The 26208-nt window shown below is 68.9% G+C and carries 23 protein-coding genes; 8 read left to right on the forward strand and 15 right to left on the reverse strand.

Annotated elements, in window-relative coordinates; genetic code table 11:
* Window positions 1-50 precede the first annotated feature (50 nt).
* The 6 genes from ABZ260_RS06805 to ABZ260_RS06830 form a co-directional block, all read right to left on the reverse strand.
* Entirely contained in the window at window positions 51-1001 is a 951-nt protein-coding gene (locus ABZ260_RS06805) for an FKBP-type peptidyl-prolyl cis-trans isomerase (RefSeq protein WP_355613756.1), read from the reverse strand.
* Between the two features lie 95 nt (window positions 1002-1096).
* The gene (gene pafA / locus ABZ260_RS06810; protein WP_030904553.1) at window positions 1097-2455 is read right to left on the reverse strand and encodes a Pup--protein ligase; all 1359 of its coding nucleotides are present in this window, start codon (window positions 2453-2455) and stop codon (window positions 1097-1099) included.
* 162 nt (window positions 2456-2617) lie between these two features.
* Window positions 2618-3253 carry a hypothetical protein gene (locus ABZ260_RS06815; protein WP_355613758.1) on the reverse strand — a complete coding sequence of 212 codons (636 nt, stop codon included), beginning with the start codon at window positions 3251-3253 and terminating at the stop codon, window positions 2618-2620.
* Window positions 3254-3376: 123 nt separating this feature from the next.
* Window positions 3377-4189: a proteasome subunit alpha gene (prcA, locus tag ABZ260_RS06820; protein WP_355613760.1), complete on the reverse strand. Its 813-nt coding sequence runs from the start codon at window positions 4187-4189 to the stop codon at window positions 3377-3379.
* Between the two features lie 25 nt (window positions 4190-4214).
* Entirely contained in the window at window positions 4215-5033 is an 819-nt protein-coding gene (gene prcB, locus ABZ260_RS06825; protein ID WP_350919446.1) for a proteasome subunit beta, read from the reverse strand.
* 636 nt (window positions 5034-5669) lie between these two features.
* Window positions 5670-5879, reverse strand: coding sequence for a ubiquitin-like protein Pup (locus ABZ260_RS06830; protein WP_030904562.1), 210 nt, complete (start codon window positions 5877-5879; stop codon window positions 5670-5672).
* Window positions 5880-6207: 328 nt separating this feature from the next.
* On the opposite strand from ABZ260_RS06830, the gene ABZ260_RS06835 reads away from it, so the two are divergent.
* Together ABZ260_RS06835 and ABZ260_RS06840 are read left to right on the forward strand one after the other, a co-directional pair.
* Window positions 6208-7002, forward strand: a complete 795-nt coding sequence (locus ABZ260_RS06835) for a serine/threonine-protein kinase (RefSeq protein ID WP_350919244.1) — start codon at window positions 6208-6210, stop codon at window positions 7000-7002.
* 202 nt (window positions 7003-7204) lie between these two features.
* Window positions 7205-8092 (forward strand): serine/threonine-protein kinase, encoded by an 888-nt coding sequence (locus tag ABZ260_RS06840; RefSeq protein ID WP_355613762.1) that lies wholly within the window; start codon window positions 7205-7207, stop codon window positions 8090-8092.
* A gap of 156 nt (window positions 8093-8248) precedes the next feature.
* On the opposite strand, the gene dop is transcribed toward ABZ260_RS06840, so the two are convergent.
* From dop to ABZ260_RS06860, 4 genes are all read right to left on the reverse strand, one after another.
* Window positions 8249-9763, reverse strand: coding sequence for a depupylase/deamidase Dop (dop, locus tag ABZ260_RS06845; protein ID WP_350919239.1), 1515 nt, complete (start codon window positions 9761-9763; stop codon window positions 8249-8251).
* Between the two features lie 87 nt (window positions 9764-9850).
* On the reverse strand, window positions 9851-11008 hold the full coding sequence (locus ABZ260_RS06850; RefSeq protein ID WP_350919236.1) for an acyltransferase: 1158 nt from the start codon (window positions 11006-11008) through the stop codon (window positions 9851-9853).
* Between the two features lie 283 nt (window positions 11009-11291).
* Window positions 11292-13055 (reverse strand): proteasome ATPase, encoded by a 1764-nt coding sequence (arc, locus tag ABZ260_RS06855; protein WP_350963074.1) that lies wholly within the window; start codon window positions 13053-13055, stop codon window positions 11292-11294.
* A gap of 205 nt (window positions 13056-13260) precedes the next feature.
* Window positions 13261-14130 (reverse strand): tRNA (adenine-N1)-methyltransferase, encoded by an 870-nt coding sequence (locus ABZ260_RS06860; protein WP_350919231.1) that lies wholly within the window; start codon window positions 14128-14130, stop codon window positions 13261-13263.
* Window positions 14131-14303: 173 nt separating this feature from the next.
* Between ABZ260_RS06860 and ABZ260_RS06865 the strand changes: the two genes are divergently transcribed.
* Window positions 14304-15395, forward strand: a complete 1092-nt coding sequence (locus ABZ260_RS06865) for a GNAT family N-acetyltransferase (RefSeq protein WP_355613765.1) — start codon at window positions 14304-14306, stop codon at window positions 15393-15395.
* 9 nt (window positions 15396-15404) lie between these two features.
* On the opposite strand, the gene ABZ260_RS06870 is transcribed toward ABZ260_RS06865, so the two are convergent.
* Both ABZ260_RS06870 and ABZ260_RS06875 read right to left on the reverse strand, forming a co-directional pair.
* The gene (locus ABZ260_RS06870; protein WP_355613767.1) at window positions 15405-16628 is read right to left on the reverse strand and encodes an aminotransferase class III-fold pyridoxal phosphate-dependent enzyme; all 1224 of its coding nucleotides are present in this window, start codon (window positions 16626-16628) and stop codon (window positions 15405-15407) included.
* Between the two features lie 67 nt (window positions 16629-16695).
* Entirely contained in the window at window positions 16696-17610 is a 915-nt protein-coding gene (locus tag ABZ260_RS06875) for a PfkB family carbohydrate kinase (RefSeq protein ID WP_355613769.1), read from the reverse strand.
* Between the two features lie 84 nt (window positions 17611-17694).
* On the opposite strand from ABZ260_RS06875, the gene ABZ260_RS06880 reads away from it, so the two are divergent.
* The 3 genes from ABZ260_RS06880 to ABZ260_RS06890 all read left to right on the forward strand — a co-directional run bounded on the left by ABZ260_RS06880 (window position 17695) and on the right by ABZ260_RS06890 (window position 21940).
* Window positions 17695-18087 (forward strand): TetR family transcriptional regulator, encoded by a 393-nt coding sequence (locus ABZ260_RS06880; RefSeq protein WP_355613771.1) that lies wholly within the window; start codon window positions 17695-17697, stop codon window positions 18085-18087.
* 498 nt (window positions 18088-18585) lie between these two features.
* Window positions 18586-19983: a sigma 54-interacting transcriptional regulator gene (locus ABZ260_RS06885; protein ID WP_355613773.1), complete on the forward strand. Its 1398-nt coding sequence runs from the start codon at window positions 18586-18588 to the stop codon at window positions 19981-19983.
* A 10-nt stretch (window positions 19984-19993) separates the two neighbouring features.
* Window positions 19994-21940: a hypothetical protein gene (locus ABZ260_RS06890; protein WP_350926744.1), complete on the forward strand. Its 1947-nt coding sequence runs from the start codon at window positions 19994-19996 to the stop codon at window positions 21938-21940.
* Between the two features lie 12 nt (window positions 21941-21952).
* On the opposite strand, the gene ABZ260_RS06895 is transcribed toward ABZ260_RS06890, so the two are convergent.
* Window positions 21953-22378, reverse strand: a complete 426-nt coding sequence (locus ABZ260_RS06895; protein WP_355613775.1) for a DUF6292 family protein — start codon at window positions 22376-22378, stop codon at window positions 21953-21955.
* A 530-nt stretch (window positions 22379-22908) separates the two neighbouring features.
* Between ABZ260_RS06895 and ABZ260_RS06900 the strand changes: the two genes are divergently transcribed.
* Window positions 22909-23334, forward strand: a complete 426-nt coding sequence (locus tag ABZ260_RS06900) for a hypothetical protein (RefSeq protein ID WP_355613777.1) — start codon at window positions 22909-22911, stop codon at window positions 23332-23334.
* Between the two features lie 14 nt (window positions 23335-23348).
* Here the strand turns inward: ABZ260_RS06900 and ABZ260_RS06905 are convergent, their stop codons facing one another.
* Window positions 23349-24488 carry a cystathionine gamma-synthase gene (locus tag ABZ260_RS06905; protein WP_355613779.1) on the reverse strand — a complete coding sequence of 380 codons (1140 nt, stop codon included), beginning with the start codon at window positions 24486-24488 and terminating at the stop codon, window positions 23349-23351.
* Between the two features lie 139 nt (window positions 24489-24627).
* Window positions 24628-24759 carry a hypothetical protein gene (locus tag ABZ260_RS06910; protein ID WP_355613781.1) on the reverse strand — a complete coding sequence of 44 codons (132 nt, stop codon included), beginning with the start codon at window positions 24757-24759 and terminating at the stop codon, window positions 24628-24630.
* A gap of 139 nt (window positions 24760-24898) precedes the next feature.
* Here ABZ260_RS06910 and ABZ260_RS06915 point away from each other — a divergent pair, with 139 nt between their 5' ends.
* Window positions 24899-26122, forward strand: a complete 1224-nt coding sequence (locus ABZ260_RS06915; protein WP_355613783.1) for a histidine kinase — start codon at window positions 24899-24901, stop codon at window positions 26120-26122.
* Window positions 26123-26208: the final 86 nt, after the last annotated feature.

The following is a 26208-nucleotide window of genomic DNA, read 5'->3' on the forward strand; positions in this document are numbered from 1 at the left end:
GGCCGTGCGCGCACGGCCGGGTTCGGGGGTGAGTCGCTCCGCGAGGAGCGTCAGTAGGCGGCCAGCACGTCGACCAGGAAGACCAGGGTGTCGGTTCCCTTGATCTTGTCGCCGGAGCCCGCCTTGCCGTAACCGAGGTCCGGCGGGATGCTCAGCAGCACCCGGCTGCCCACGGGGACGCCGACCAGACCCTGGTCCCAGCCCTTGATGACCTTGCCGGTGCCGATCTGGAACATGATCGGCTGAGCACCACGGGACCAACTGCTGTCGAACTCGACGTCCGAACCCCAGATCTTCCCGGCGTACTGGACCAGGATCGACTGACCGGACTTGACCTCGGGCCCCGTGCCCTTGATCACGGTCTTGGCGACGAGTTCCTTGGGCGCCTTCTCCTTGGTCTTGGTGGTGAGCTTCGGCGCGGCCTCACCGGCCGGGCTCTCCACCTTGACGCCGGCGACGCCGGGGTCGGTCGCGGTGCCCTTGGCCGCGTTCCCCTCGGGGACGCCGACCACGTCGACCACGAAGACCTGCGACTGGCCCGCGGGGGCCTGCGCCTGCTGCTCCTTGGGCAGCGCGTCCTTGCCCACGACGGACATGAACCTGCCGCCGCTCTTGGTCTCGGCGAAGCCCTTTCTGAGGATCTCCGGGACCTGCTCGTTGAGCGTGATGACCTGCGGGCCGCCCTCGTCGTAGGTCGAGCCCGCGAGCTTGTTCTCCTTGCCGTCCCAGGCGAAGACCGTGAAGTTGGCCACCACGTTGGTGCCGGGCTTGGCGGTCTCCCCCGCGGTGCCGGGGGTGAGCACCTTGTAGGAGGAGGTCTCGACGACCTTGGTCGGGAAGGCCACGTTCGGCTTGGCGCCGATCTCCCCGGTCACCTGTAGCTCGGTGACTCCGCTGCCGGCGGAAGTGGAGGCGCCGGTGGTCGCGTCCCCTCCCGAGCCGCATGCTGCGGCGAACATCAGAGGCACTGCGGCCAGTACGGCCATGCTGCGGCGGCGCATAGGTATCCCTCAAGCAGACGTCAGGTTCGCGCCACACTACCCGTACCGGCATACGGAGGAGGTAAGCATGGAAGGAGCTTGCCGAAGCGTGACCATCACATTCCGGCGATAAGCTTGTCCACCCTCTCGTCGACACTGCGGAAGGGGTCCTTGCACAGCACCGTGCGCTGTGCCTGGTCATTGAGTTTCAAGTGCACCCAGTCGACCGTGAAGTCACGGCGCTTCTCCTGCGCCTTGCGGATGAACTCCCCGCGCAGCCGGGCACGGGTGGTCTGCGGCGGCACCGACTTGGCCTCGAAGATCTTCAGATCGGAGGCCACCCGCTCCACCGCGCCACGCTTCTGCAGCAGGTAGAACAGGCCACGGCGGCGGTGCACGTCGTGGTAGGCGAGGTCGAGCTGGGCGACCCGGGGGCTCGACAGCGGCAGATCGTACTTCTTGCGGTAGCGCTCGATCAGCTGGTATTTGGTCACCCAGTCGATCTCGCGGGCGACCTTGTCGAGGTTGCCGGTCTCGACCGCGTTGAGCGTGCGCTCCCACAGTTCCAGCACCCGGTGGCTGATCTCGTCGCCGCCGCGGCGGTCGACGAAGTCACGGGCCTTGGAAAGGTACTCCTCCTGTATCTCCAGCGAGGACGCCTCCCTGCCGTTGGCCAGCCGGACCCGCCGCCGCCCGGTCATGTCGTGGGAGACCTCCCGGATGGCCCTGATCGGGTTCTCCAGGGACAGGTCACGCATCACGGTGCCCGCCTCGATCATGCGCAGCACCAGGTCGGTGGCGCCGACCTTGAGCAGCATGGTCGTCTCGCTCATGTTGGAGTCACCGACGATGACGTGCAGGCGGCGGAACCGCTCGGCGTCGGCGTGCGGCTCGTCACGGGTGTTGATGATCGGGCGTGACCTGGTGGTGGCGCTGGAGACGCCCTCCCAGATGTGCTCGGCCCGCTGGGAGACGCAGTAGACCGCCCCACGCGGGGTCTGCAGCACCTTGCCGGCCCCGCAGATGATCTGCCGGGTGACCAGGAACGGGATCAGCACGTCGGCCAGGCGGCCGAACTCGCCGTGCCGGCCCACCAGGTAGTTCTCGTGGCAGCCGTATGAGTTTCCCGCGGAGTCGGTGTTGTTCTTGAACAGGTAGATGTCGCCGGCGATGCCCTCCTCGCGAAGACGCTTCTCGGCGTCGACGAGGAGGCCCTCCAGGATGCGCTCGCCCGCCTTGTCGTGGGTGACGAGCTCCACGACGTTGTCACACTCGGGGGTGGCGTACTCGGGGTGGCTGCCCACGTCGAGATACAGGCGCGCCCCGTTGCGGAGGAAGACGTTGCTCGATCGGCCCCAGGAGACGACACGGCGGAATAGATAACGCGCTACCTCATCGGGTGACAGCCGCCGCTGCCCCCTGAATGTGCAGGTGACGCCGTACTCGTTCTCAAGCCCGAAGATGCGACGATCCATTGCCTCACACTATTCGCCGAACCCCTCTCGTGGGAGGGATCATGGGGTTTTCGGTCGTATGGCTTATGCCCCGGGCTGTGAGCGGCTAAGCGCGGACGCGTCTCGCACCCGGGTCATCGCCGGGTGCGAGCGATGCGCGGGCGCCGGGCTCGGTGAGCCGGATCAGCCGCCGCCCTGCCAGAAGATCTCGACAACCTTGGTGATCCTGCCGTTCTCCGTGGTGATCAGGGCCGGCCGGTAGAGGCCCTCCACCCCGGCCAGGGACGCCGCCTCCTTGACGTTGTCGATCAACGTCTGGCGGGTGCACTTCTCGGTGCCGAGGTTGGTGGCCTTGTCGTAGGTCTGCGACGAGCCGTCGCAGCCACTGTCCGCGAGGAACAGCACGTCCTCGGCGATGGGCGCCACGTAGCGGGTCACGTCGCCTTCCTCGGGGCCGTCGAAGTGGCCGTCCTCGCCGCCGCTCTGGGTGAAGCGGATCGGCCGGTACTCGGCCACGCCGCCCTTGTCCACGTCGGTGAGCCAGCCGCGCAGGACCCCCTCGAAGGGGGGCGGGCTGCCCTTGCTCCAGTCGTGCTCGGGAGCGGCCTGGAACTCGGTGCCGAAGATCTCGGGGGTGGCCGCCGGACTGGAGGAGGCGGCGGCGTCGGGCGCTCCGGCCGAGGGGGTGGAGGAGGAGGCAGGAGCCGGCGTCTCAGCACAGCCGGACATCAGTACCACGGCTGCGAGCAGTGCGAGCGCGGCGGGACCGGCCGAGGGGAGGGTGAGCCCGGCCCAGGTTCGGGGGGTGGCGTTTTTCACACAGACTGTGACCATCGGTGAGTTGGTTCGGTTGTCAGGAGAAGAAGTGATCCAGGACACACCGAGAGCGCCGCCCCGGGCAGGGCGGCGCTCTCCCGTCTCATGATCGACCGGCGGGCCCGGTCAGCCGCTCGCCCCGGTGTCGATGTCGCCGTCGGGCGCGGTCGGCGGGGCACCGGGCGTCTCGGGCGCGGAAAGGGGACTCTCCGGCTGGGCGGGCTGCGTGGGCTGGGCGGGCGCTTCGGCCGCGGGGGCCCCGGCGGACAGCAGGCGTTCCAGCCTCGGGCCGCTGAACCGCAGGAACTTGCGGTGCGGCCGGTTCCGGTCGAGGACCGCGACCTCCAGCTGGCTCGCCGGGAAGCGTTCGCCGCCCGGCTCGGTCAGTGCGAACAGCGCCGCCTCCAGGGCCTCCGCCAGCGACAGGCCGTCGCGGTAACGCTCCTTGAGCCGACCGGCCACCGCCTCGGCCTGGCCGCCCATGGCCACCAGACCCGCCTCGTCGAAGACCGAGCCGTCGAAGGTCAGCCGGTAGATGTGGTCCTCGTCGGAGGAGTCGCCGACCTCGGCGACCACGATCTCCACCTCGAACGGCTTCAGCGACTCGGTGAAGATCTGGCCGAGGTTCTGCGCGTAGAGGTTGGCCAGGCCGCGGGCGGTGACGTCGTCACGGGCGTAGGTGTAGCCGTTGATGTCGGCATAGCGGATGCCGCCGAGGCGCAGCGCCTCGAACTCGTTGTAGCGGCCCACCGCGGCGAAACCGATCTTGTCGTAGATCTCGCTGATCTTGTGCAGGGCGCGGGACGGGTTGGGCGCGACGAACAGGATGCCGTCCTCGTACTGCAGGACGACGACACTACGGCCCCGCGCGATCCCCTTGCGCGCGTAGTCCGCCTTGTCTCGCATCTGCTGCTCGGGCGAGACATATCCAAAAGGCATGGACACCTGGGGTGATCCTCTCGTGTTAGCGCAGCGGGGCGGTGGGGCCGTCGGGGAAGTTCGTTCTGGAGTCGATCACGGTCCGGACGAACTCACCCACCTCCTCGTCGGGGAGTCGGCGGTATCCGTCGGCGGTGATCACCGCGACGACGGGCCAGATCTTGCGGATCACATCGGGGCCGCCGGTCGCCGAGTCGTCGTCGGCCGCGTCGTAGAGGGCGTGAACGAGCGTCAGCACGGTGTCCTCGGGCGAGGCGCCCTCGCGGTAGAGCTTCTTCAGCGCGCCCCGCGCGAAGATCGAGCCGGACCCGATCGCATGGTGCTGGTACTGTTCGTAGGGGCCACCGCCCACGTCGTAGCTGAAGATCCGGCCGCCGTCGACATCGGGGTCGTAGGCGGCGAAGAGTGGCACGACCACGAGCCCCTGCATCGCCATCGGCAGGTTGCCGCGGATCATCGTGGCGAGCCGGTTGGCCTTACCCGCCACCGAGAGGGTGCGGCCCTCCCGCTTCTCGTAGTGCTCGAGTTCCACCCGGTAGAGGCGGGCCATCTCGATCCCGGTGCTCGCCGTCCCCGCGATGCCCATGCCCGAGTAGTCGTCCGTGCGGAACACCTTCTCCATGTCGCGCTGGGAGATGATGTTTCCCGAGGTCGCCCGGCGGTCTCCCGCGATCACCACGCCACCCGCGCATATCGCCGCGACGATCGTGGTGGCATGCGGGATCTGGTCGCCCACCGGGGTCGCCAGAGTCTCGTTACGGCCAGGCAACAAGTCCGGCGAATGGGACCTGACAAACTCGGTGAACGAGGAGCTCCCGGTGTCGGTAAAGATATGGTTCACCATGCCGGCGGGCAGGTCCCTGTGCGATCCCACGCGACTCCCTCCAAAGGTGCAGTCCTTTAAGGCCCGACCTTACTCATCTTGCCGTCCTGCTTGCACTTCCCTGGATCAGCTCAGCGCGAACCCACCTCCGCCGGGCTTTTGAATCTTTGCGGGTGACCACATCCGTGTGGTGGCCGGGTCGTCGCGACATGCCGGCCCCCGGACACGCAGGCAGGCACACCTCGATGTCGACGCCGGGCACGAGCCGCACGGCCCGCCCCCGGACACGCGGGCGGGCGGGCCGGAGACCCACCCGGTACCCGGGCCCCTCCTCCCGCCGCTCCGCTCTCCCGCCCGGTAGATCGGGCGGAAGCCACCTCGCTCGGCGAACGTCCGACCGACGTCGGCCTCGATGACGTCCCTCGGTAATGCCATGCCTCGGTTTCGGCCGGTAGCCGCGCTCGCCGCCGTGGTTCTTGACCTCGCCGGCCCTCTTCATCCAGCTGCGACAGGGCTTGCGGTGAGAAGTCAGTCCATCTGGTCGTGCTCGGTCACGGCTGAATTCGGCCCACGGCCTGGTCGCCTGGTATCTCCGACGATATTCGCGGCCGGCGGAAACCTCCGGCCGCTCGCTGGTGGCTTTTCCCGCGCGGCCCCCTACTCCCCGCCCTTTTGCACGTAGCTTCGAACGAATTCCTCCGCGTTCTCCTCAAGAACCTCGTCGATCTCGTCGAGGATCGCGTCGACGTCGTCGGAGAGCTTCTCGTGACGCTCCTGGACGTCGGAGGTCTCCGCCGCGGCGGTCTCCTCGACTTCCTTGTCGGTCCGGCCGGTCTGCTTCTGGCCGCCGGTGTCCTTACTTGCCATGTGTGGCACCTCCGCTTGGGGGACGCATCTGACTCATATCTTCCCCGAACCGGACGACATTGCGCGCGGATCGTCCCGCGATCTTTACGGGAGCTCCCCTGCTCCGTCCCGGGGTACCTCCCGTCAGGAAACCTCCCCGGGGGCTCCGCGGCAAATCCCCTCCGCCCCGTTCTCCTGGACGAGATACCGCCCGACTCGGGCGTGCCGCCGCCCTGGTCGGCCCTGTGTGACCACCATCACCCTCGAATCCGGAGTTATCCGGCGCCCACGGGAAGGTGGGGAACGTTCCAAGTAGGCCTACCGGATGGAAAACTGCGATCATTGAGGGGTGAGCACCATCATCGCGCGCAGGTACAAGCTCGTCTCCCGCGTCGGCCAGGGGGCGACCGGCGTCGTCTGGCGCGCATACGACCTGCTTCTGGAGCGAGAGGTGGCCCTCAAGGAGATACCCCTGCCACCTGGACCCGCCGCGGCCGAGCAGCGGCGGCGGGTGGTCCGGGAGGCACGGATGGCGGCACGGCTGAGCCACCGTGGCATCGTGACGGTGCACAACCTGACCGAGGAGGCCGAGCGCCTCTGGATCGTCATGGAGTTCCTGGAGGCCCTCACGCTGCACGACACGCTCGTGCAGGCGGGCCCGCTCCCGGTCGACCTGGTGGCGGCGATGGGGTGCCGCCTGCTGGAGGCGCTGCGGCACGCGCACGACGGCGGAGTGATCCACCGCGACATCAAACCGGCCAACATCATGCTGACCGGTGATCGGGTGGTGCTGGCCGACTTCGGGTTCGCGGCGCCGGAGGGGGCGGCGACGACCTCGATGCGGGGCACGCCGGCCTTCATCGCGCCGGAGGCGCTGCAGGGCAGGGGTGGCACCCGCGAGGCGGACATGTGGTCGTTCGGCGCGACGCTCTACATGGCGGTGGAGGGCAGGACCCCGTTCCGTACGGTGAACTCGATGGCGTCGCTGGTGGCGGCGCTGCGAGAGCCGCCGCGCGCGCCGAAGCGGGCGGGCGCCCTGGAGCCGGTGCTGCGCGGGTTGCTGCGCAAGGATCCCCGGGCTCGGCTGAGTGCCGAGCGGACCTCGAAGATGCTGGAGGACGTGCGCTGTTTCAGCGCGGCCTGACGCGTTTCGCGGCGCGTTCGCCGACTTCTGGGCAATTTTTCTGATTACAGAATAGGGATTTAAGGACGCGGAACAAAATTCCATCATGCCCATGCAACTGAATTGTTACACATAATTACCATAAGTAACCACATGGTGCACCGTTCCAGGTGAAAATATGAATCAGCTGAGGGGCCCGGCTTCTATGTGCAACAGGTGATTCATGGGAACAGGTGCAGGAAAGGAACGCCCACTGGGTGGGCGTTATCACCTGACCTCGCCGATCGGGCAGGACGGCATGGGCATTGTGTGGCGTGCCCATGATTCCCTGCTCAGGCGGAATGTGGCGATCAAGGAAATCCAGCCACGGTTCGGCGAATACGGGGCGGACATGCGCGACGCGCGGCGGCGAGCCCTGCGCGAGGCGCGCTCGGCCGGGCGGCTGAACCATCCGGCGGTGATCTCCGTGCACGACCTGCTTGAGGAGGACGGGCGGCTCTGGATCGTCATGGAGTTGCTGGAGGCCCTCACGCTCAAGGAGACGGTGCGGCACATGGGCCCCCTGCCGATCCACTGGGTGGCGTGGATCGGCTTCCAGTTGCTGGGCGGGCTGCGCCACGCGCACGGGGCCGGCGTCCTGCACCGGGCCATCAACCCGCGCAACATCCTGCTGACCGGCGACCGGGTGGTGCTGGCCGACTTCGGAATCGCGGCGCTGCACCGTGACTCGGGCACCTCCACGACCCTGCCGCTCACCCACGCTCCCGCCTTCATCGCGCCGGAACGGCTACGGGGCGGCTCGCCGACCCCGGCGGGCGACCTGTGGTCGTTCGGGGCGAGCCTGTACTTCGCGGTGAAGGGCCGGCCGCCTCGATCCGGTCACCGCGCGCCGACGCCCCAGGGTTCGGCCGCCGGCGGGAACCCGGAGACGACGGTACGGGCGGGAGCGCTGCGTCCCGTCCTGGAAGGGCTGCTCCGGCGCGACCCGGCGGCCCGTATCAGCATGGGTCAGGCGGGTCGCATGCTGTCGGCGGTCCTGCACTCGGAGGGCGTGGCTCTGGCCCGGCCGCGACTGCCCGCGGCACGGCTGCCACCGGACGCCTACGCGTAGCGCCTCACGCCCGCTTTCGACCGGGCGGGCAGGCCGTACGGCACCTACCGATCACCACCGGGCCGGGCAGCCGCTTCCGCACGGACCTCGTATGGCAGGTGGGGACAGCCCGGATCGAGAGGGAGGCCGCCGGGAGCCTCCCCCTCGGGAGCGCCACTACTCGCCGGTCAGCGCCGTCACCAGCTCCGCGGCGGTACGGCAGCGGTCGAACAGCTCGCCCACGTGTGCCTTGGTACCGCGCAGCGGCTCAAGGGTGGGGACACGCTGCAGCGACTCGCGGCCGGGGATGTCGAAGATGACCGAATCCCAGGAGGCCGCGGCCACCGACTCGCTGTACTGGCTCAGGCAGCGGCCTCGGAAGTAGGCGCGGGTGTCGTTGGGCGGCACCTCGACAGCCCGCTGGACCTCTTCCTCGGTGACCAGGCGCTGCATGCGGCCCCGGGCGACCAGCCGGTTGTAGAGCCCTCGGTCGGGGCGGATATCGGAGTACTGAAGGTCGACGAGTTGCAGGCGCGGATGCGACCAGGGAAGGCCGTCGCGGGTGCGATAGCCCTCCAGGAGCTCCAGCTTGGCCACCCAGTCAAGCTCCCCGGACAGCTGCATCGGGTCATCCGCCAGGCGGGTGAGAACCGACTCCCAGCGCTCCAGGACGTCCTTGGTGGGCTCGTCCATGCCGTTGACGCTGCGTTCCTCGGCATACTTGCGCGCGAGTTCCAGGTATTCCATCTGGAGCTGCACCGCCGTCAGCCTGCGGCCGTCGCGCATGGAGATCTCGTACTTGAGCGTCGGGTCGTGCGACACCGCGCGCAGCGCCTGGACCGGGTTGTCCACGGTGAGGTCACGGGTGAAGTAACCGTCCTCGATCATGGCCAGGACGAGCGCGGTGGATCCCAGTTTCAGGTAGGTCGAGATCTCCGACATGTTGGCGTCACCGATGATGACGTGCAGGCGGCGGTACTTCTCCGGATCGGCGTGCGGCTCGTCCCGGGTGTTGATGATCGGCCGCTTGAGCGTCGTCTCCAGGCCCACCTCGACCTCGAAGAAGTCGGCCCGCTGGCTGATCTGGAAGCCCTCACCCCGGGAGTCCTGGCCGATGCCGACCTTGCCCGCGCCGGTGACGACCTGCCGGGAGACGAAGAACGGCGTCAGGTGCCTGACGATGTCGGCGAACGAGGTCGCCCGGCGCATGAGGTAGTTCTCGTGGCAGCCGTAGGAGGCGCCCTTGTTGTCGGTGTTGTTCTTGTAAAGCTGGATCGGGGCGTTGGCCGGCATCGCCGAGGCGCGAACCGCCGCGTCGTGCATCACCCGCTCGCCTGCCTTGTCCCAGATCACCGCCGCCCGAGGGTTGGTGCACTCGGGAGTGGAGTATTCGGGGTGGGCATGGTCCACGTACAACCGGGCCCCGTTGGTGAGGATCACGTTCGCCAGGCCGAGGTCCTCGTCGGTCAGCTGGCTCTGGTCGGCCACCTCCCGCGCGAGGTCGAACCCCCGCGCGTCGCGCAGCGGGTTCTCCTCCTCGAAGTCCCATCGCGCGCGCCGCGCTCTGGCCGCCGAGGCCGCCAGATAGGCGTTCACGACCTGAGAGGAGGTCACCATCGCGTTGGCCCCCGGCTGTCCGGGCACGGAGATGCCGTATTCGGTCTCGATGCCCATCACCCGCCGTACCGTCATGCGCACCCTCTGTTCATCAGGGACTGTTTCTCTCCGAGGTATCTATTCCCGACCCTAGACCCTTCACTATGCCCGGTGGTCGGACAGTTATGGCACCGAAGCCTTTTCGCCCGTTGCGAGGGGGATCGAGGAGAACCCGGGAGGCTGTGCGGGCGACGCCTGTGCGGCCTTCCTGCGCCTTCTCGACTTGACGAACTCCTGAAGGGGACGCTCGGCCACCCGATACACCAGGTAGGAGAACGCCATCGCGGCCAGCACGGTGACCAGGGCGGTCAACGGTGGCGGCAGCGTGTCCCGCAGGGCCGGGACGATCAGGACGGCGGCCGCGGTGTGGAAGAGGTAGAGCGGGTAGGTGAGCGCGCCCAGGACCACCAGGCCGCGCCAGCGCAGCCACCGCAGCCAGCCGAGCGCCACCATCGCCATGAGTACGTAGAAGCCGACCACCGTGGCGACGACGGCCCAGTCGGGCACGGGCATCGCGGCGTAGCCGACCTTCTCCACGCGCCCGGCCACCCGGTCGAGCGCCGCACTGACGGCCAGGCCGCCACTGATCCCGGCCAGACACCACAGGACCAGCCTGGGACCGAATCTGGTCATCAGGAAGAACGCCATGCCACCGACGAAGTAGGCCGCGTACTTGGGCATGATCACAAGTTCGACCCACGCCTCATCGCTTCCCGCGAAGAAACCCGCGGCCAGGAGCCAGACGCCCATGAAGGCCAGGCAGCGGTTGAGCGTGACCCCGGTGATCACCAGGATCGAGATCAGCACGTAGAAGCGGAGCTCCACCCAGAGCGACCAGTAGACGCCGTTGGCGTCATAGACGCCGAAGGCCCGCTGGAGCATGGTGAGATTGACCCCGTACTCGCCGAGGCTGAGCTTGGGGTCCAGGGCCGTGGCCGCGGTCAGCCCGTAGACCGCGGCGGTGACCACCACGCTGACCCAGTAGGCGGGAAAGAGCCGCACCAGCCGGGAGAGGGCGAACGCCCCCAGACCCCGGCCCCAGATGCTCATCAGGATCACGAAGCCACTGATCATGAAGAACAGCTCGACACCGAGGATGCCGAGTCCGGAGATCGTGGAGATCGCCGGGAACAACTTGGCGGGACGGTCGCCCCACACCGAGGCGAAGGCGATGAAGTAGTGGAAGGCGAGCACCGCCATGGCGGCGGCGAAGCGCAGGAGGTCGAGTTCGGCGAGGCGGCCGCTTCCCCGAAGCGCCTCGCGAGACCCCGTGCCGGTCACCTGGCGGCCGGGCCGGAATGTTCACGCACGCCACTTGGACGGCGCTTCGATCATTCGGGTTCCCTGTGACGGCTGTTGATTTCCGGTCACTTTCGGGATGGATGTGACTGGAGATACGGGTGGTGCCGGGGCCGCGCAGCCGAATACGAGTGACGGCAGGTCAAAAAAGCAACAAAGTCCCCCAATGCCACCAAACACCGCAAAAGTAGACAAAAACCTGGCGAGACGTCGACGGCGCGGCCCCCGAGGGAGGCCGCGCCGTCGATCGGCACGCGTGCCGCTTTTACAGGTACTGACCGGTGTTGGCCACCGTGTCGATGGAACGTCCGGCCTCGGTGCCCTGCTTGCCCGTCACGAGGGTGCGGATGTAGACGATCCGCTCGCCCTTCTTGCCGGAGATGCGGGCCCAGTCGTCGGGGTTGGTGGTGTTGGGCAGGTCCTCGTTCTCGGAGAACTCGTCCACGCAGGCCGCCAGCAGATGCTGGATCCGCAGACCCTTCTGCCCGGTCTCCAGGAACTGCTTGATCGCCATCTTCTTGCCGCGGTCGACGATGTTCTGGATCATCGCGCCGGAGTTGAAGTCCTTGAAGTACAGGACCTCCTTGTCCCCGTTGGCGTAGGTCACCTCAAGGAAGCGGTTCTCCTCGCTCTCGGTGTACATCCGCTCGACGACCCGCTGGATCATCCCGAAGATGGTCTCCTGGCGGCTGCCACCGTGCTCGGCGAGGTCCTCGGAGTGGAGTGGGAGCTCCGCGATGAGGTACTTCGAGAAGATGTCCCTGGCCGCCTCGGCGTCCGGCCGCTCGATCTTGATCTTGACGTCCAGGCGGCCGGGCCGCAGGATCGCCGGGTCGATCATGTCCTCGCGGTTGGAGGCGCCGATCACGATGACGTTCTCTAGGCCCTCGACGCCGTCGATCTCCGACAGGAGCTGGGGAACGATGGTGTTCTCGACGTCGGAGGAGACACCCGAGCCCCGGGTCCGGAAGATCGAGTCCATCTCGTCGAAGAACACGATCACCGGGGTACCCTCGGAGGCCTTCTCACGAGCCCGCTGGAAGACCAGGCGGATGTGCCGCTCGGTCTCGCCGACGTACTTGTTGAGAAGCTCGGGACCCTTGATGTTGAGGAAGAAGCTCTTGCCGGACTGACCGGTCTTCTCCGCGACCTGCTTGGCCAGGGAGTTGGCGACCGCCTTGGCGATGAGCGTCTTGCCGCAGCCGGGCGGTCCGTAGAGCAGGACGCCCTTGGGCGGGCGGAGCTTGTGCTCGCGGAAAAGGTCGGCGTGCAGGTACGGGAGCTCGATGGCGTCCCGGATCTGCTCGATCTGCCGCATCAGCCCGCCGATCTCCTCGTAGGAGATGTCGGGCACCTCCTCCAGGACGAGCTCCTCGACCTCGGACTTGGGGATGCGCTCGTAGACATAGCCCGAACGGGGTTCGAGCAGCAGGGAGTCGCCTGCCCGGATCGGCTGGCCCACCAGCGACTCGGCGAGCTTCACCACCCGCTCCTCGTCGGCATGCGAGATCACCAACGCGCGATGGCCGTCCTCGAGAAGCTCCTTGAGCATCACGATCTCGCCAAGCTCCTCGAAGCCGAGGGCCTCGACCACGTTGAGCGCCTCGTTGAGCATGACCTCCTGGCCGCGCTTCAGCGAGTCGACGTCCACCGCCGGACTGACATTCACCCTGAGTTTGCGACCACCGGTGAAAACCTCCACCGTGCCGTCTTCTCTGGTTTCGAGGAACACGCCGAACCCGGATGGCGGCTGCGCCAACCGGTCTACCTCCTCCTTCAGCGCGACGATCTGGTCTCTGGCCTCCTTGAGGGTGGCCACCAGACGCTCGTTCTGGCCGGTTACGGCCGCGAGGTTCGCCTGCAAGTCATGGAGACGCTCTTCAAGGATCCTGGCCTGCCGGGGAGACTCCGTCAGCTTCCGACGCAACACGGTGATCTCCTCCTGCAGGAAGGAGACCTGTGTTGTGAGGTCAGCGACCTCCCGTTCGCGCTGCGCGGCTCGAGCCTCAGCGTCGTCGCGAGCTGCCACGGCGTCACCTCCTTCCCAGTCGAGACCGACTACTCGAAACCCTACCCATCTAAGGGCTGTCCCTTACCTGGCTGAGCAGTGTTCGTATGACTACATTAAGTGTGCGATGATTAATCCCTTTTGGTGCTTTTAGTGCTAGAAGCATAAGAACACGAAGGTCTGCTCCCGTGTCACTCCCCCACGAACCGTCGTAGCCGAATCGTCATCATGTGGCGGAAGACGTGGACTCCTCACCCTGTGCACCCTTCGCCGGACGTCTACGTCGAGGTGGCGGCGTCACCCCGTCGGCCATGCGACGGGCCGTGACCAGGAAGCCGGTGTGGCCGACCATTCTGTGGTCGGGCCGCACAGCCAGCCCCTCGACATGCCAGTCACGAACCAGGGTCTCCCACGCATGGGGCTCGGTGAAACTCCCGTGCTCCCGGAGAGTTTCGACCGTACGCGACAGCTGGGTTGTGGTCGCGACATAACAGCAGATCACACCGCCAGGGGTGAGGGCCTTGGCCGCGGCGTCCACACATTCCCACGGGGCGAGCATGTCGAGGATGATCCGGTCGACGTCACTCTCGTCGAGGTCCGCGACGAAGTCGCCGACCACCAGGCGCCACTGCGACATCGGGCCGCCGTAGAACTTCTCCACGTTCTTGGTGGCGATCTCGGCGAAGTCCTGGCGCCGTTCGTAGGAGGTGACGGTGCCCTCGGAGCCCACCGCGCGCAGCAGGAAGCAGGTGAGCGCGCCGGAGCCGACCCCCGCCTCCACCACCCTGGCGCCCGGGAAGATGTCGGCCATGGCCACGATCTGCGCCGAGTCCTTGGGGTAGATGACCGCCGCGCCGCGCGGCATGGAGAGCGTGTAGTCCTGGAGCAGGTGCCTGAACGCCAGATACTGGGTGCCCCCGGACGAACGCACCACCGAGCCCTCAGGCCGGCCGATCAGCTCACTGTGCGGGATCCCGCCCTTGTGCGTGTGGAACACGCCGTCTTCCTTCAGCGTCACCGTATGACGCTTGTTCTTGGGGTCGGTGAGCTGAACCTGATCCCCGGCCTGAAACGGCCCATGCCTGCGAAAACCCATGACCGCAAGGTTAACGGCGCGCGGCCGCGGCCGATCCCGCCTCTGGCCTGGAGCGGCGGTCGAGCCGGGGGAAACGGACACGGCTGTCCGGAGCAGACGGACAGCGACGATCCGCAAATGGTTCGCTCCACTACGGGGGAACTGGTAGCTGTTGTCGTGTGTTTCCCCAAGATGTGATTCCGGCGGGCCCCGTCGTCCTGAGGCCGCTCGCCCCCACCGACACCGAAGCGATCGTCCGCGCCTGCGCGGACCCGGAGATCGTCCGGTTCCTCCCCCTGGTACCCGTGCCCTACACCCGGGACGACGCCCTCCAGTACCTGGAGATGGCCGAGCAGGATTGGCAGAGCGGGGGAGCCGCGTTCGCCATCGCGGACGCGAAGACGGGCGAGTGGCTGGGCAACATCGGCCTCAAGCCCTCCCGCCTGCGGAGCACCAACGAGATCGGCTACCTGGTCGCACCGTGGGCGCGGGGCCGGGGGGTGGCCACGGCCGCCACCGCCGCGCTGGCCGGATGGGGCTTCGGCCACGGGGTGGAGCGCGTCGAACTCCTCGCCGACGTGGAGAACCTGGCCAGCCAGCGTGTCGCCCTGGCCGCCGGTTTCCGGCACGAGGGCGTTCGGCGCGGGGCCGAACAGCAGCGTGACGGCACCCGCCGCGACCTGGTCTCCTTCGCACGCCTGCGCGGCGACTCCGGCGAGCGGGTGACGCCGTTCCTGCCGGACTTTCCCGGCGGCTCACTGACCGACGGGATAGTACGGCTCAGGCCGCTCACCCCCGCCGACGCCGCCGACTACCTGGCACTGCACAACCTGCCCGACGTCGTGAGGTACAGCGTCCCGCCCGAGCCCCGCAGCGCCGAGCAGGTCGAGGAGCGGTGCCGCACGGCGGGCGCGACCCAACTGGCCGGTGGGGGGGTCGAGGCGGTGATCACGGACGCCGCGACGGGCGCGTTCGCCGGGGAGATCCAGCTCTCCAACCTGGCCCCGCCGCTGGGTCAGGCCATGACGGGCTACAGCCTGCTGCCGGCGTTCCGCGGCCGGGGCTTCACCACCAGGGCGGTGAACCTGCTGGTCGACTGGGCCTTCGAGCACACCTCCCTGAGCCGGATCATCGCAGGCACCTCCCCCGCCAACGTCGCCTCGCAGCGCGTGCTGGAGCGCGCGGGCTTCACCCGCGAGGCCCTGCTGCGCGGTCTGCTGCCCGGCCCCGACGGCACCCGCCTGGACGACCTGCAGTGGTACCGGCTGCGGGACGCCCCACGCTAGGGGCCGCGTTCAGTCGGCGCCGAAGTGGGCCCTGAGCCTGGCGTAGGCGGCGTCGGTGCCCTGCAGCACCCGGTCGATGTCGGCGTCGGTGTGGGCCGCCGACAGGAACCAGTTGTGCCACGGATGGAGGTAGATCCCCTCCTGCAGGCAGGCCGCGGCCCAGAACATGCCCTTGTCCAGGGTCACATCGCCCTCGAAGGAGAGCCATGGGATCTGCACCGGGCCGGTCTGGTTGACCGTGAAGCCATGGGAGGCGGCCTGGGCGGCGAGGCCCTCGCGCAGGCGGGTGCCCGCGCGTTCCATCAGGGCGATGCCGTCGATGTCGCGCAACGTCTCGATGGTGACCTTGGCCGCGGCCATCGGAGCGGCGTTGAACCAGAAGGAACCCGTGGAGTAGAGCGTCTGGGCGGGCCCTCGCAGGGCGTCCACACCGGTGACGGCGGCGATCGGGTGACCGTTGGCCATGGCCTTGCTGAAGGCGTACAGGTCGGGGCGCACGCCCAGCGGCTCCCAGGAGCCGCCCAGGTCGATCCGCCAGCCACCGCGCACGTCGTCGATCACCAGCGCGGCGCCGATCCGATCGGCCAGCGCCCGCACCCCCCGGGCGAACTCCGCGGCGACGAGTTCCTGGTCCTCGAACGAATCGTGCTTGAACGGCGTCACGATGATCGCGGCGACGTCGCCCTCCGCCTGCGCCGCGGCGGCCTCGACGCTGGCGAGGTCGTTGTAGGTGAACTCGACCAGGTCCGCGCGCTCGCTGGGGGTGGTCCCCGCCGTACTGGGCGTGCACCACGGGTCGGCCCCGTGGTAGGCGCCGTGCGCCATGAGGACCTTGGTCCTGCCGGTGGCGGCGCGGGCCACCATCAGCGCCTGGGTGGTGGCGTCGGTGCCGTTCTTGGAGAACATCACCCAGTCGGCCTGCGGGACGGTGTCCACCAGAAGCTCGGCGAGCTCCACGTAGACAGGACCGGGGCCGTTGAGGCAGTCGCCCGCGGCGAGCTGAGCCGTGACGGCGGCCTCGACCGCGGGGTGGCGGTGGCCGAGCACGACGGGACCCCAGGAGCACATGAGGTCGACGTACTCGCGCCCGTCGGCGTCCCGCTGGCGGCAACCCTCGCCGCCGACGAAGAACTGCGGGTAGGCGGGGCCGTGCAGGGCCGCGTTGAGGTGGCCGTACATGCCGCCGGGGACGACCTTGGCGGCCCGCTCCCTGAGGCTGGCGTCGATGGACATGCGTCGTCCTTTCAGATCTGGATCGGTTCGGGCGGTTCGGTGCCGTGTCCGGCCGCGAGCGGTGGGATCACTTCTCCTCGCGTAGTGCGCGCGCCCCGTCCAGGCCGGCGTCCGAACCCAGGCCTCCCGCGACGCGGGCGGCCAGCGCGGTGCCGAGCCGTGCCGAGCCGGCCACGTCACGGCCGTCGACCAGGCCGGCGATGAACCCGGCGCAGTAGGCGTCACCACACCCCGTGGTGTCGACCACTTCGACGTCGAGGGCGGGAACGCGGGTGACGCCCTCCGCCTCGGCGATCAGGCTTCCGTCCGCGCCGAGCGTGACCAGGACCGCCGAGGGCCCCTCCCCCAGCAGGGCCAGCGCGGCCTCCTCCGCACTGCCCGCACCGCTCATCAGCAGTGCCTGCTCCTCGTTGGGCAGGAGGTAGTCGACGTACGGGAGAAAGCTCCGGACCCCCTGCATGAGGTCCGGCATATTGGACAGAAGGTCCATTGTGATGATCGTGCCCGCCGCGCGCGCCTCGTCGAGCAGCGCGAAGAAAGCGGGGTCGTACAGGCCCCAGGTCACGTCCATGCCCCCCAGGTGCACGACGCGCGCACCGAGGATCCGCTCGCGGCCGACGTCGGCGACGGCCAGGCCCAGGTTGGCTCCGGGGACGTGGAAGGACGGGCGCCCGCCGTCCGGACGGATGGGCAGGATCGAGGCGGCGGTCTGCTCTCCCCGCCTGCGGACCACCCCGGTCACGTCGACGCCGCGCCGCCCCATCATCATGACGAGCAGATCTCCGAGCTCGTCGTCGCCGACCGCCCCCACCGAGGCCACCGGGACGCCGAGCGCGGCCAGGTCGACGGCGGTCGCGGCCGCGGCACCCGCGGCGGTGACGCGGATCTGCTCCAGCAGGTGGGTGTCCTGCCCGGCGGGAATCGACTCCACCGGCCTGGCGAGCACGTCCACGATGTGCACCCCGAGGGCTACGACGGTCATAGCGAGTCCTCCTCATGTCTTCAGCGGATAATAGACGGGCGACCGACTACAATGTCAACGGATTCCGTTCGGGAGGGAACCGAGTTGCCAAAGATCGTCGATCATGGGGAGCGTCGCGAGGAGGTCATCGAGGCCGCTCGCCGCATCATCCTGCGCGAGGGCATCGAGGCCGCCACGACCAGGGCGATCGCCAAGGAGGCCGGCTACTCCAACGGCGTGCTGACCCACTACTTCGCCGACAAGGACGACATCATGCTGTCGGCGCTGCGCTCCTCGCACCGGCGCATCGTGGAGCGCCTGCGCGGCAAGCTGGCCGGCCTCAACGGGCTGGCGGCGCTGCGCGAGCTCCTCCTCGACAACCTGCCACTGGACGAGGAGCGCACGCGGGAGAGCGGGCTGGAGGTCGGCTTCTGGAGTCGCAGCATGACCAGCCCGGCGATGCTGGAGGCGCAGCGCGCCGAGGCCGAGGACCGATGACCCCGGTGGCGCTGCAGCCGAGGACGGCGGCGCCCGGTGCCATGCTCATCGCACGCAGTCCGGCGCGGGAGACGTCGTCGGGATCGTCCCCGCAGATGAAAAAGCAGAGCAGGTCAGCGGGTCCGGACAGACCGGACAGAGCTTGGCGCACCGCGGTCTCGGCTGCGGCGACCAGATCGGACCCCACCGCGAGGCCATCGGCGAAACGGCTCGTCATCAGCGCCACTCGTCTCGCCTCTCCCTCTTGTCTGACGGCTCGCCCGGGAGTGACCGTGGTCTCGCCCGAAGCTCGCCGTGAAGTTCGTGAATGCCGGAACCCTCTGACGTCCCCCTCCGAGGCCGTCCTGACGCTTGATCCTGAAGTCATCCGGTGTCTTGTCTTGGAGCGATTCTCCCCACTGCCGACACAAGCACTCGTGTCAAGCCCCACACAATAGTCAAGATCCGAAAGAGGGATGAGCGTGCCGGATCGGGTGTTGTGGACGTAGGCTCGATCCCGTGCCTCAAATCCCAGAGCCACGTACTCTGCGCGAGCTGCGCACGAGCGGCCATATTCACCGTACGGTAAAGGCAGAGATCCGTGAGAACCTCCTGGCCCGCCTGCGGGCAGGAGAGTCGCGGTTCCCCGGCATCGTGGGCTTCGACGACACCGTCCTGCCATACCTGGAGCGGGCGCTGCTCGCCGGGCATGATCTGGTCCTGCTCGGTGAGCGTGGCCAGGGCAAGACCCGGTTGATCCGCACCGTGACCGGGCTCCTCGACGAGTGGACCCCCGTCGTCGAGGGCTGCGAGATCAACGACCATCCCTACCGGCCCTCGTGCGTCCGCTGCCGCCGCCTGGCCGACGAGGCGGGTGAGGAACTGCCGATCTCCTGGAAACACCGGGACGAGCGGTACGGCGAGAAACTCGCCACCCCGGACACCTCCGTCGGCGACCTGATCGGCGACATCGATCCGATCAAGATCGCTGAGGGGCGCACGCTCGGCGACCCGGAGACCGTCCACTACGGCCTGGTCCCCAGGAGCAACCGGGGCGTGTTCTCCGTCAACGAGCTGCCCGACCTGGCCGAGCGCATCCAGGTCTCGCTGCTCAACGTGCTGGAGGAGCGCGACATCCAGGTCAGGGGCTACAACCTGCGCCTGCCCCTGGACATCCTGCTGATCGCCAGCGCCAACCCCGAGGACTACACCAATCGCGGCCGGATCATCACCCCGCTGAAGGACCGTTTCGGCGCCGAGATCCGCACCCACTACCCGCTCTCGATCGAGACCGAGCTGGTGCTGATCCGTCAGGAGGCCGCTCTCGACCAGGTGGGCGCCGACCTGCCCGACCATCTGATCGAGGTGATCTCCCGCTTCACCCGGCTGGTCCGCGAGTCCACCGCCGTGGACGCGCGCTCGGGCGTCTCGGCACGCTTCTCCATCGCCGCGGCCGAGACCGCGGCCGCCTCAGCCGTCCGGCGTGCGGCGCTGACCGGCGAGGACCACGCGGTGGCCAGGGTCGCCGACCTGCCGGGGATCGTGCACACGCTCCGCGGCAAGGTGGAGTTCGAGGTCAGCGAGGAGGGCCGGGAGACCGAGGTGCTCTCGCACCTGCTTCGCAGGGCGGTGGCCGAGACGTTCCGCGGCACGCTCGGCGGCACGGACCTGGCCCCGCTGCTGGACAGGTTCGCAGAGGGCGTCCAGGTCGAGTCGGGGGTGACGGTCCCGGCGGCCGAGCTGCTGCGCAGGATCGGCCCGGTGCAGGGCCTGGCGAAGATCATGTCCCAGCTCGGCATCGGCGACGAGTCGCCCGGCCACGCCGCCGCCGCACTGGAGTTCGCCCTGGAGGGCCTGTACCTCCTGCGTCGGCTCTCCAAGGACGAGGTGGACGGCACGACGACCTACCGCACCTGAGGTGTCTGGCATGAGCTATCGCTATGGCGAATACCGGGACGGGCCCGACCCGCTCGCCCCTCCGTACGACGTCCGTTCGGCGCTGGACCGGATGGGCGACGCGATCCTGTCCGGTTCCAACCCCGCCCACGCCCTGCGGGACCTGCTCAAGGAGGGCCTGCCGGGCGCGCAGAATCGGCGCGGGCTGGACGATCTGCTCCGCGAGGTGCGGCGCCGGCGCCGGGAGCTGCGCGAGCGCGGGCGCCTGGACGGCACGCTGGAGCGGGCCAGGGCACTGCTGGACAAGGCGATCGGCCAGGAGCGGGCCGAGCTGTTCCCCGACCCCTCGGACGAGGCCAGGCTGCGTGAGGCGGAGCTGGCCGCTCTCCCCGACGACACGGCGAGCGCCATCCGGGAACTGGGGGACTACCAGTGGCGCTCGGCCGCCGCCAGGCAGACCTTCGAGGAACTGCGCGACCTGCTGCGCGGGGAGGTGCTCGACAGCCAGTTCCGCGGCATGCGGCAGGCCCTGGCCAATCCCGACCCCGCCGCCATGGAGCGGGTCAGGGAGATGATGTCCGACCTGAACGACATGCTCGACCGGGATGCCCGTGGCGAGCACACTCAGGCTGATTTCGAGCAGTTCATGTCGAAATATGGGGACATGTTTCCGGAGTCGCCGCGGAACCTGGAGGAGCTGGTCGACACCCTCGCCCGGCGGGCCGCGGCCACCCAGCGCCTGCTGGCCTCCCTGACCCCGGCCCAGCGCGAGGAACTGGGCCGGCTGATCGAGCAGACGCTCGCCCAGGCCGGGCTGGACGAGCAGATGCGCCGCCTGGGCGAGTCCCTGTACGCCCGCCGCCCCGACCTCGCCTGGAACACCCCGGAGCGGCTGAGCGGCGACGAGCCGATGGGGATGTCCGACGCGGTGAGCGCGCTGGACGAGCTCGCCGACCTGACCCAGCTGGAGGCCGCGCTCCGCCAGGACTACCCCGGCGCCCGGATGGACGACATCGACGAGGCCGCGATCCGGCGTGCCCTCGGCCGGGCGGCCGTCGACGACCTGCAGGCGCTCAGGCAGGTCGAGCGCGAGCTGGAGCAGCAGGGCTACCTGCTGCGCCGGCGCGGCAAGCTGGAGCTCACCCCGAAGGCCGTCAGGCGCCTGGGGGAGACCGCGCTGCGCCGCGTCTTCGCCTCCCTGGAGAGCGGACGCCGCGGCGATCACGACCAGGTGGACGCCGGCTCGGCCGGTGAGCTCACCGGCTCCTCACGGCCCTGGCGGTTCGGCGACGAGCAGCCGATCGACGTGGTCCGCACGGTGATCAACGGCGTCCGGCGCGGAGGGAGCACCGGCGCGGTGACCCTGTCCGTCGACGACTTCGAGGTGGCCGAGACCGAGCGGCGTACGGCGGCGGCCGTCTGCCTGCTGGTCGACCTGTCCTATTCGATGGCGCTCCGCGGCACCTGGGCAGCCGCCAAGCAGACGGCGATGGCGCTGCAGGCGCTGGTGGCCTCGAAGTTCCCGCAGGACTCGGTGCAGATCATCGGCTTCTCCAACTACGCCCGCGTGCTGCAGCCCGACGAGCTGGCGGGCCTGGAGTGGGACATGGTCCAGGGGACGAACCTGCACCACGCCCTGCTGATCGCCGGGCGCCACCTGGACCGCCACCCCGACTTCGAGCCGGTCGTGCTCGTGGTCACCGATGGTGAGCCCACCGCCCACCTGCGGCGCAACGGCTCGGCGGCCTTCGAGTGGCCGCCCACCCAGGAGACGCTGGAGCTGACGCTCGCCGAGGTCGACAAGATGACCCGGCGCAGGGCGACGCTCAACGTCTTCATGCTCGCCGATGACGAGCGTCTGAAGGATTTCGTGAACGAGGTCGGGCGACGCAACGGCGGCCGGGTCTTCTCTCCCGGCGCCGACCGCCTGGGAGAGTACGTCGTCAGCGACTTCCTGCGGGCCCGCCGCACGCGCTGACGGGTCCCCGGCCTACCTGAGGGCCCAGAAGTCGGCGTAGCCGTCGAGCGCCAGGTCGAAGCCGTCGTGGTAGTGGCGGTAGGAGCGGTAGCAGGGACGCCACGCCGTGCTGTTGCCGACACCCGCGCGGGCGTCGGCGATCGCGGAGGGGATCCGCCGGGGAGAGAGCAGGAGGCCGCCGCCGAGATAGCGATCGTCGGCGAGGACCGTGGGGGTGCCCGGGTCACCGCTCGCGTAGCGGCCACGGCGCCAGCCGCTCTCCTCGTCCCAGACCAGCGCGTCGCCTCCGGCCAGGCGGACGGTGACGGTGCGCGGGTCACAGGGCCCCTGCCACCAGCTCTCGACCTGGTCACCCAGGGCTTCGACGACGAGGCCGGCATAGTGGGCCGGCTGGTCCCGCCACTCCTCGGTGTACGGCTCAACGTGTTTGACAGCCACGGCTGGCACTCCTTCGTGCCGTCTTATCTCTGTTCGCTGGAAGGCCCGCCCGGCACGACCACGACTTCGCCGCCGGTCTCATCACACGGGAACGGGCTCTTTCGATCCTACTCATCCCCGGGTGTGCTCAGAGCAGGATTCGAAGATCGGCCACCCCGCAAACCGTGACCCTTCCGTAACAACGTCTTCGGGACTGCCGCCGTCTACCCAAGTAAAGAAAGTTCACCAATTCAAGGGGGAGGAATGAGTCCGATGCTCGCGGGAACTCTCGTGGCACTGATGCTCATTGTCTGCGTCTGCTTCGAGTTGTGCATGGTCCCGCACGGCCGGGACAGGCACGACACCATCGACGGCGAGTGACATCCCCCGGATGTCAGGCCGACCCGGTCTTCACGGCACCCGTGGGATGACCAAGGGGCCGGGACCCGCCCGCCCGCCGCACCGGAACCTCCTTCAAAAGATCACTGCAGGTCGGTGACGGCCAAGCGAGCCGTACCCAGAAGAGATCGGCGAAGACTAATGTCTGGCGCATGACAGACCTGCTGCTCTGGCTGCACATCGGCTTTTCGATCTTCGCCCTGGGCCCGGTGACCGCCGCCATCATGTCCACTCCCAGATTCATCCGTGCCAAGAACGTCGACGTCCTGCGCTACCTGCACAAGACCACCCGTATCTACGGCTTCGCCTCCCTGGGGATCTTCCTGTTCGGCCTGTTGCTGGGCCGCGAGTTCCTCGGCAGGCCTTACCTGTCGGTCTCCATGACGCTCTTCATCGTCACCTTGGGACTGCTGTTCATGGTGGCCCGCGACCAGGGCGCCGCCATCCGGGTCCTCTCCAGCGAGAGCCCGGAGGACGACGCCAAGGTTCAGGTCGGCCGGATCGCCGCGTTCTCCGGCGTGATCGTGCTGATCTGGATCGTCATCCTGGCGCTGATGGTCTGGTTCAACCCGGCCTGAGCACGCCCGCGCTCCTACCCCAGCGCCTGGGTGAGGTCGGCGAGGAGATCGTCGATCGACTCGATGCCGACCGACAGGCGGACCAGGTCACCGGGGACCTCCAGCGGCGAGCCCGCCACGGAGGCGTGGGTCATCCGGCCGGGGTGCTCGATCAGCGACTCCACACCGCCGAGCGACTCGCCCAGGGTGAACAGCCTGGTCCGGTCGCACACCTCGACCGCCTCGGCCTCCCCCCCGGCCATCCGGAAGGAGACCATGCCGCCGAAGCGCCTCATCTGCTTGGCCGCCACCTCGTGACCGGGGTGATCGGCCAGGCCCGGATAGAGCACCGAGGTGACCCGCGGATGGGCGAGTAGCAGATCCACCACCCGCTCGGCGTTCGCGCAGTGGCGGTCCATCCGCACCCCGAGCGTCTTGAGACCGCGCAGCGTCAGCCAGGCGTCGAACGGCCCGGCCACCGCGCCCATCGCGTTCTGGTGGTACGCGAGTTCCTCGCCCAGCCCGGCGTCGCGTGCGACGAGCGCGCCGCCGACCACGTCGGAGTGGCCGCCCACGTACTTGGTGGTGGAGTGCACGACGACGTCCGCGCCCAGCGCCAGCGGCTGCTGCAGGTACGGGGAGGCGAAGGTGTTGTCCACCACCAGCAACGCGCCGCAGTCGCGCGCGAGCTGGGCCAGGGCCGCGATGTCCGCGATGCCGAGCAGCGGGTTGGTGGGCGTCTCCACCCAGATGATCCTGGTCTTCTGGGTCACCGCGGCCGCCACCGCCGCCAGGTCGCCCAGCGGCACCGGGTCGTAGTGCAGCCCCCAGCGCTCGTGCACCTTGGCGAACAGACGGTAGGTGCCCCCGTAGGCGTCGTTCGGGATGATGACATGGTCGCCCGGCTTGCAGATCGTGCGGAGCACCGTGTCCTCGGCCGCCAGTCCCGAGGCGAAGGCCAGACCGCGGCTGCCGCCCTCGACCGCGGCCATGGCCTCTTCCAGCGCCGTCCTGGTCGGGTTGGCCGACCGGCTGTACTCATATCCGGCGCGCAGACCGCCCACGCCGTCCTGCTTGTAGGTGGACACCGCGTAGATCGGCGGAACCACCGCCCCGGTGTAGGGGTCGGGTTCCTGACCTGCGTGGATGGCCAGCGTCTCGAATCCTTGGTTCATGGGGTCAACGCTACTCGCAACATCGGCGCCCACAGAGCACGGACAACCACTCCGCACCGCCCTCCGCGACTCCCTCGGCGCACTCCCCCACTGAGGAGCACGGACAACCACTCCGCCCCCTGAGGAGCACGGACAACCGTTACGCACCGCCCTTCGTGACTCCCTCGGCGCGCTCCCCGGTGATCCGCGAGAGCAGGACCGGGTCGGCGAGCGTCAGGGCGACGCCGACCAGCAGGCCGACGACCGGCAGCAGAATTCCGACGACAGTCATTTCCCTCTCCCCCTTCGACGTCTCAAGCATCGGTGCGGCCGCCCCGGCACCGCCTCCGCTGAAGGGCCGGTTCGAACCGGGACGGCTCAGCCGAACGGCCGATACGCCACCTCCCCCTTCAGGTTTAGGCTCTGGGACCGTGGGGGAAACGAACCGGCTCGTCTACTGGGTCAAAAGGCTCAGCGAGATCGCGTTGATCGGCTGGCTCCTCCTGCTCCTGCTGCTCGACGTTCTGATCATGGCGAGCGCGGGCGGGGAGGCGATGTGGCCGGTTCTGGTGTGCGGTGTGCTGGGCGTCGCGGCGGTGCTGTGGCGCCGCCGCCTGCGGGTCGGCGGGTTCGTCGCCCTGCTGACGGTGTCGTTCCTGTGCAGCCTGGCCGTCGGCGTCGCCGGGGGTAACGGCGGACCCGGCCTGGCCGAGATCGGAACGCTGCTGGTCCTCACCGTCGGCGGGCTGCGCGCGATCGAGCCGGTGCGGCGGGCCGCGCTGTTCTCGCTGGCGGCGATGGTCGTGCTGGAGGCCTCCTGTGCACGCCTGAACGAGACGACCGCCAGTGTGGTCACCGGCTTCCTGCTCTTCGTGAGCTGGTCGTTCGCCGCCGGTATCGGCGCCTACCTCCGCTTCCAGCAGGAGCGCCGCAGGGAGGCCGTGGAATCGGTACGGCGGGCCGAGCGCCTGGAGCTGGCCAGGGAGCTGCACGACCTGGTCGCCCACCACATCACCGGGATCGTGGTGCAGGCGCAGGCCGCCAAGGTCGTCGCCGAGCGGAAGCCGGAGGCCGTGATCCCCTCCCTGGAGGCGATCGCCGGCGCCGGGGCCGACGCGCTGACCTCGATGCGCCGCCTGGTCAGCGTGCTCCGCGCGCAGGACGAGGCCACCCGCTCACCGGGCAGCACGCTCATGGACATGCGCACCATGGTCGAGCGTTTCTCCGCCACCGGCCCCCAGGTCGCCTTCGACATCGGTCAGGGCATCACCGACGGCACCGTGGCCCCGGAGGTGATGACCACCCTCCACCGGGTCCTCCAGGAGTCGCTGACCAACGTCCGCCGGCATGCTCCCGGCACCGGCTGGGTCGAGGCGGACCTGAGGCTGACCGACGGCTCCGACCTGCGCGCCTGGGCCGAGAGCAGGCGCGCGGGGAACGGCTGGGAGCCGGGGAACCGGGAGAACACGGCCGGGGACGCCGTGCGGCTGCGGGTGCGCAACTACGGCTCGGCGTCCGATGTCAGGATCTCCCACCTCGGCGGCGGCTTCGGCCTGGTGGGCATGGCCGAGCGCGTCGAGGCGCTCGGCGGCAGGCTCGTGGCCGGGCCCACCTATTCCGGTGCCTGGGAGGTGGCGGCCGAGTTCCCCCTCTGACCCGCAGGGACGCTCCGAACCCCGACCGGGGTCTCCCGGCCGGCGTTCGGGCGGTCTCAGTGATTGGCGAGCTCAGTGGTCGGCGA

Origin of the sequence: Streptosporangium sp. NPDC006013, from assembly GCF_040614275.1 — a bacterium.
Lineage (GTDB): Bacteria > Actinomycetota > Actinomycetes > Streptosporangiales > Streptosporangiaceae > Streptosporangium.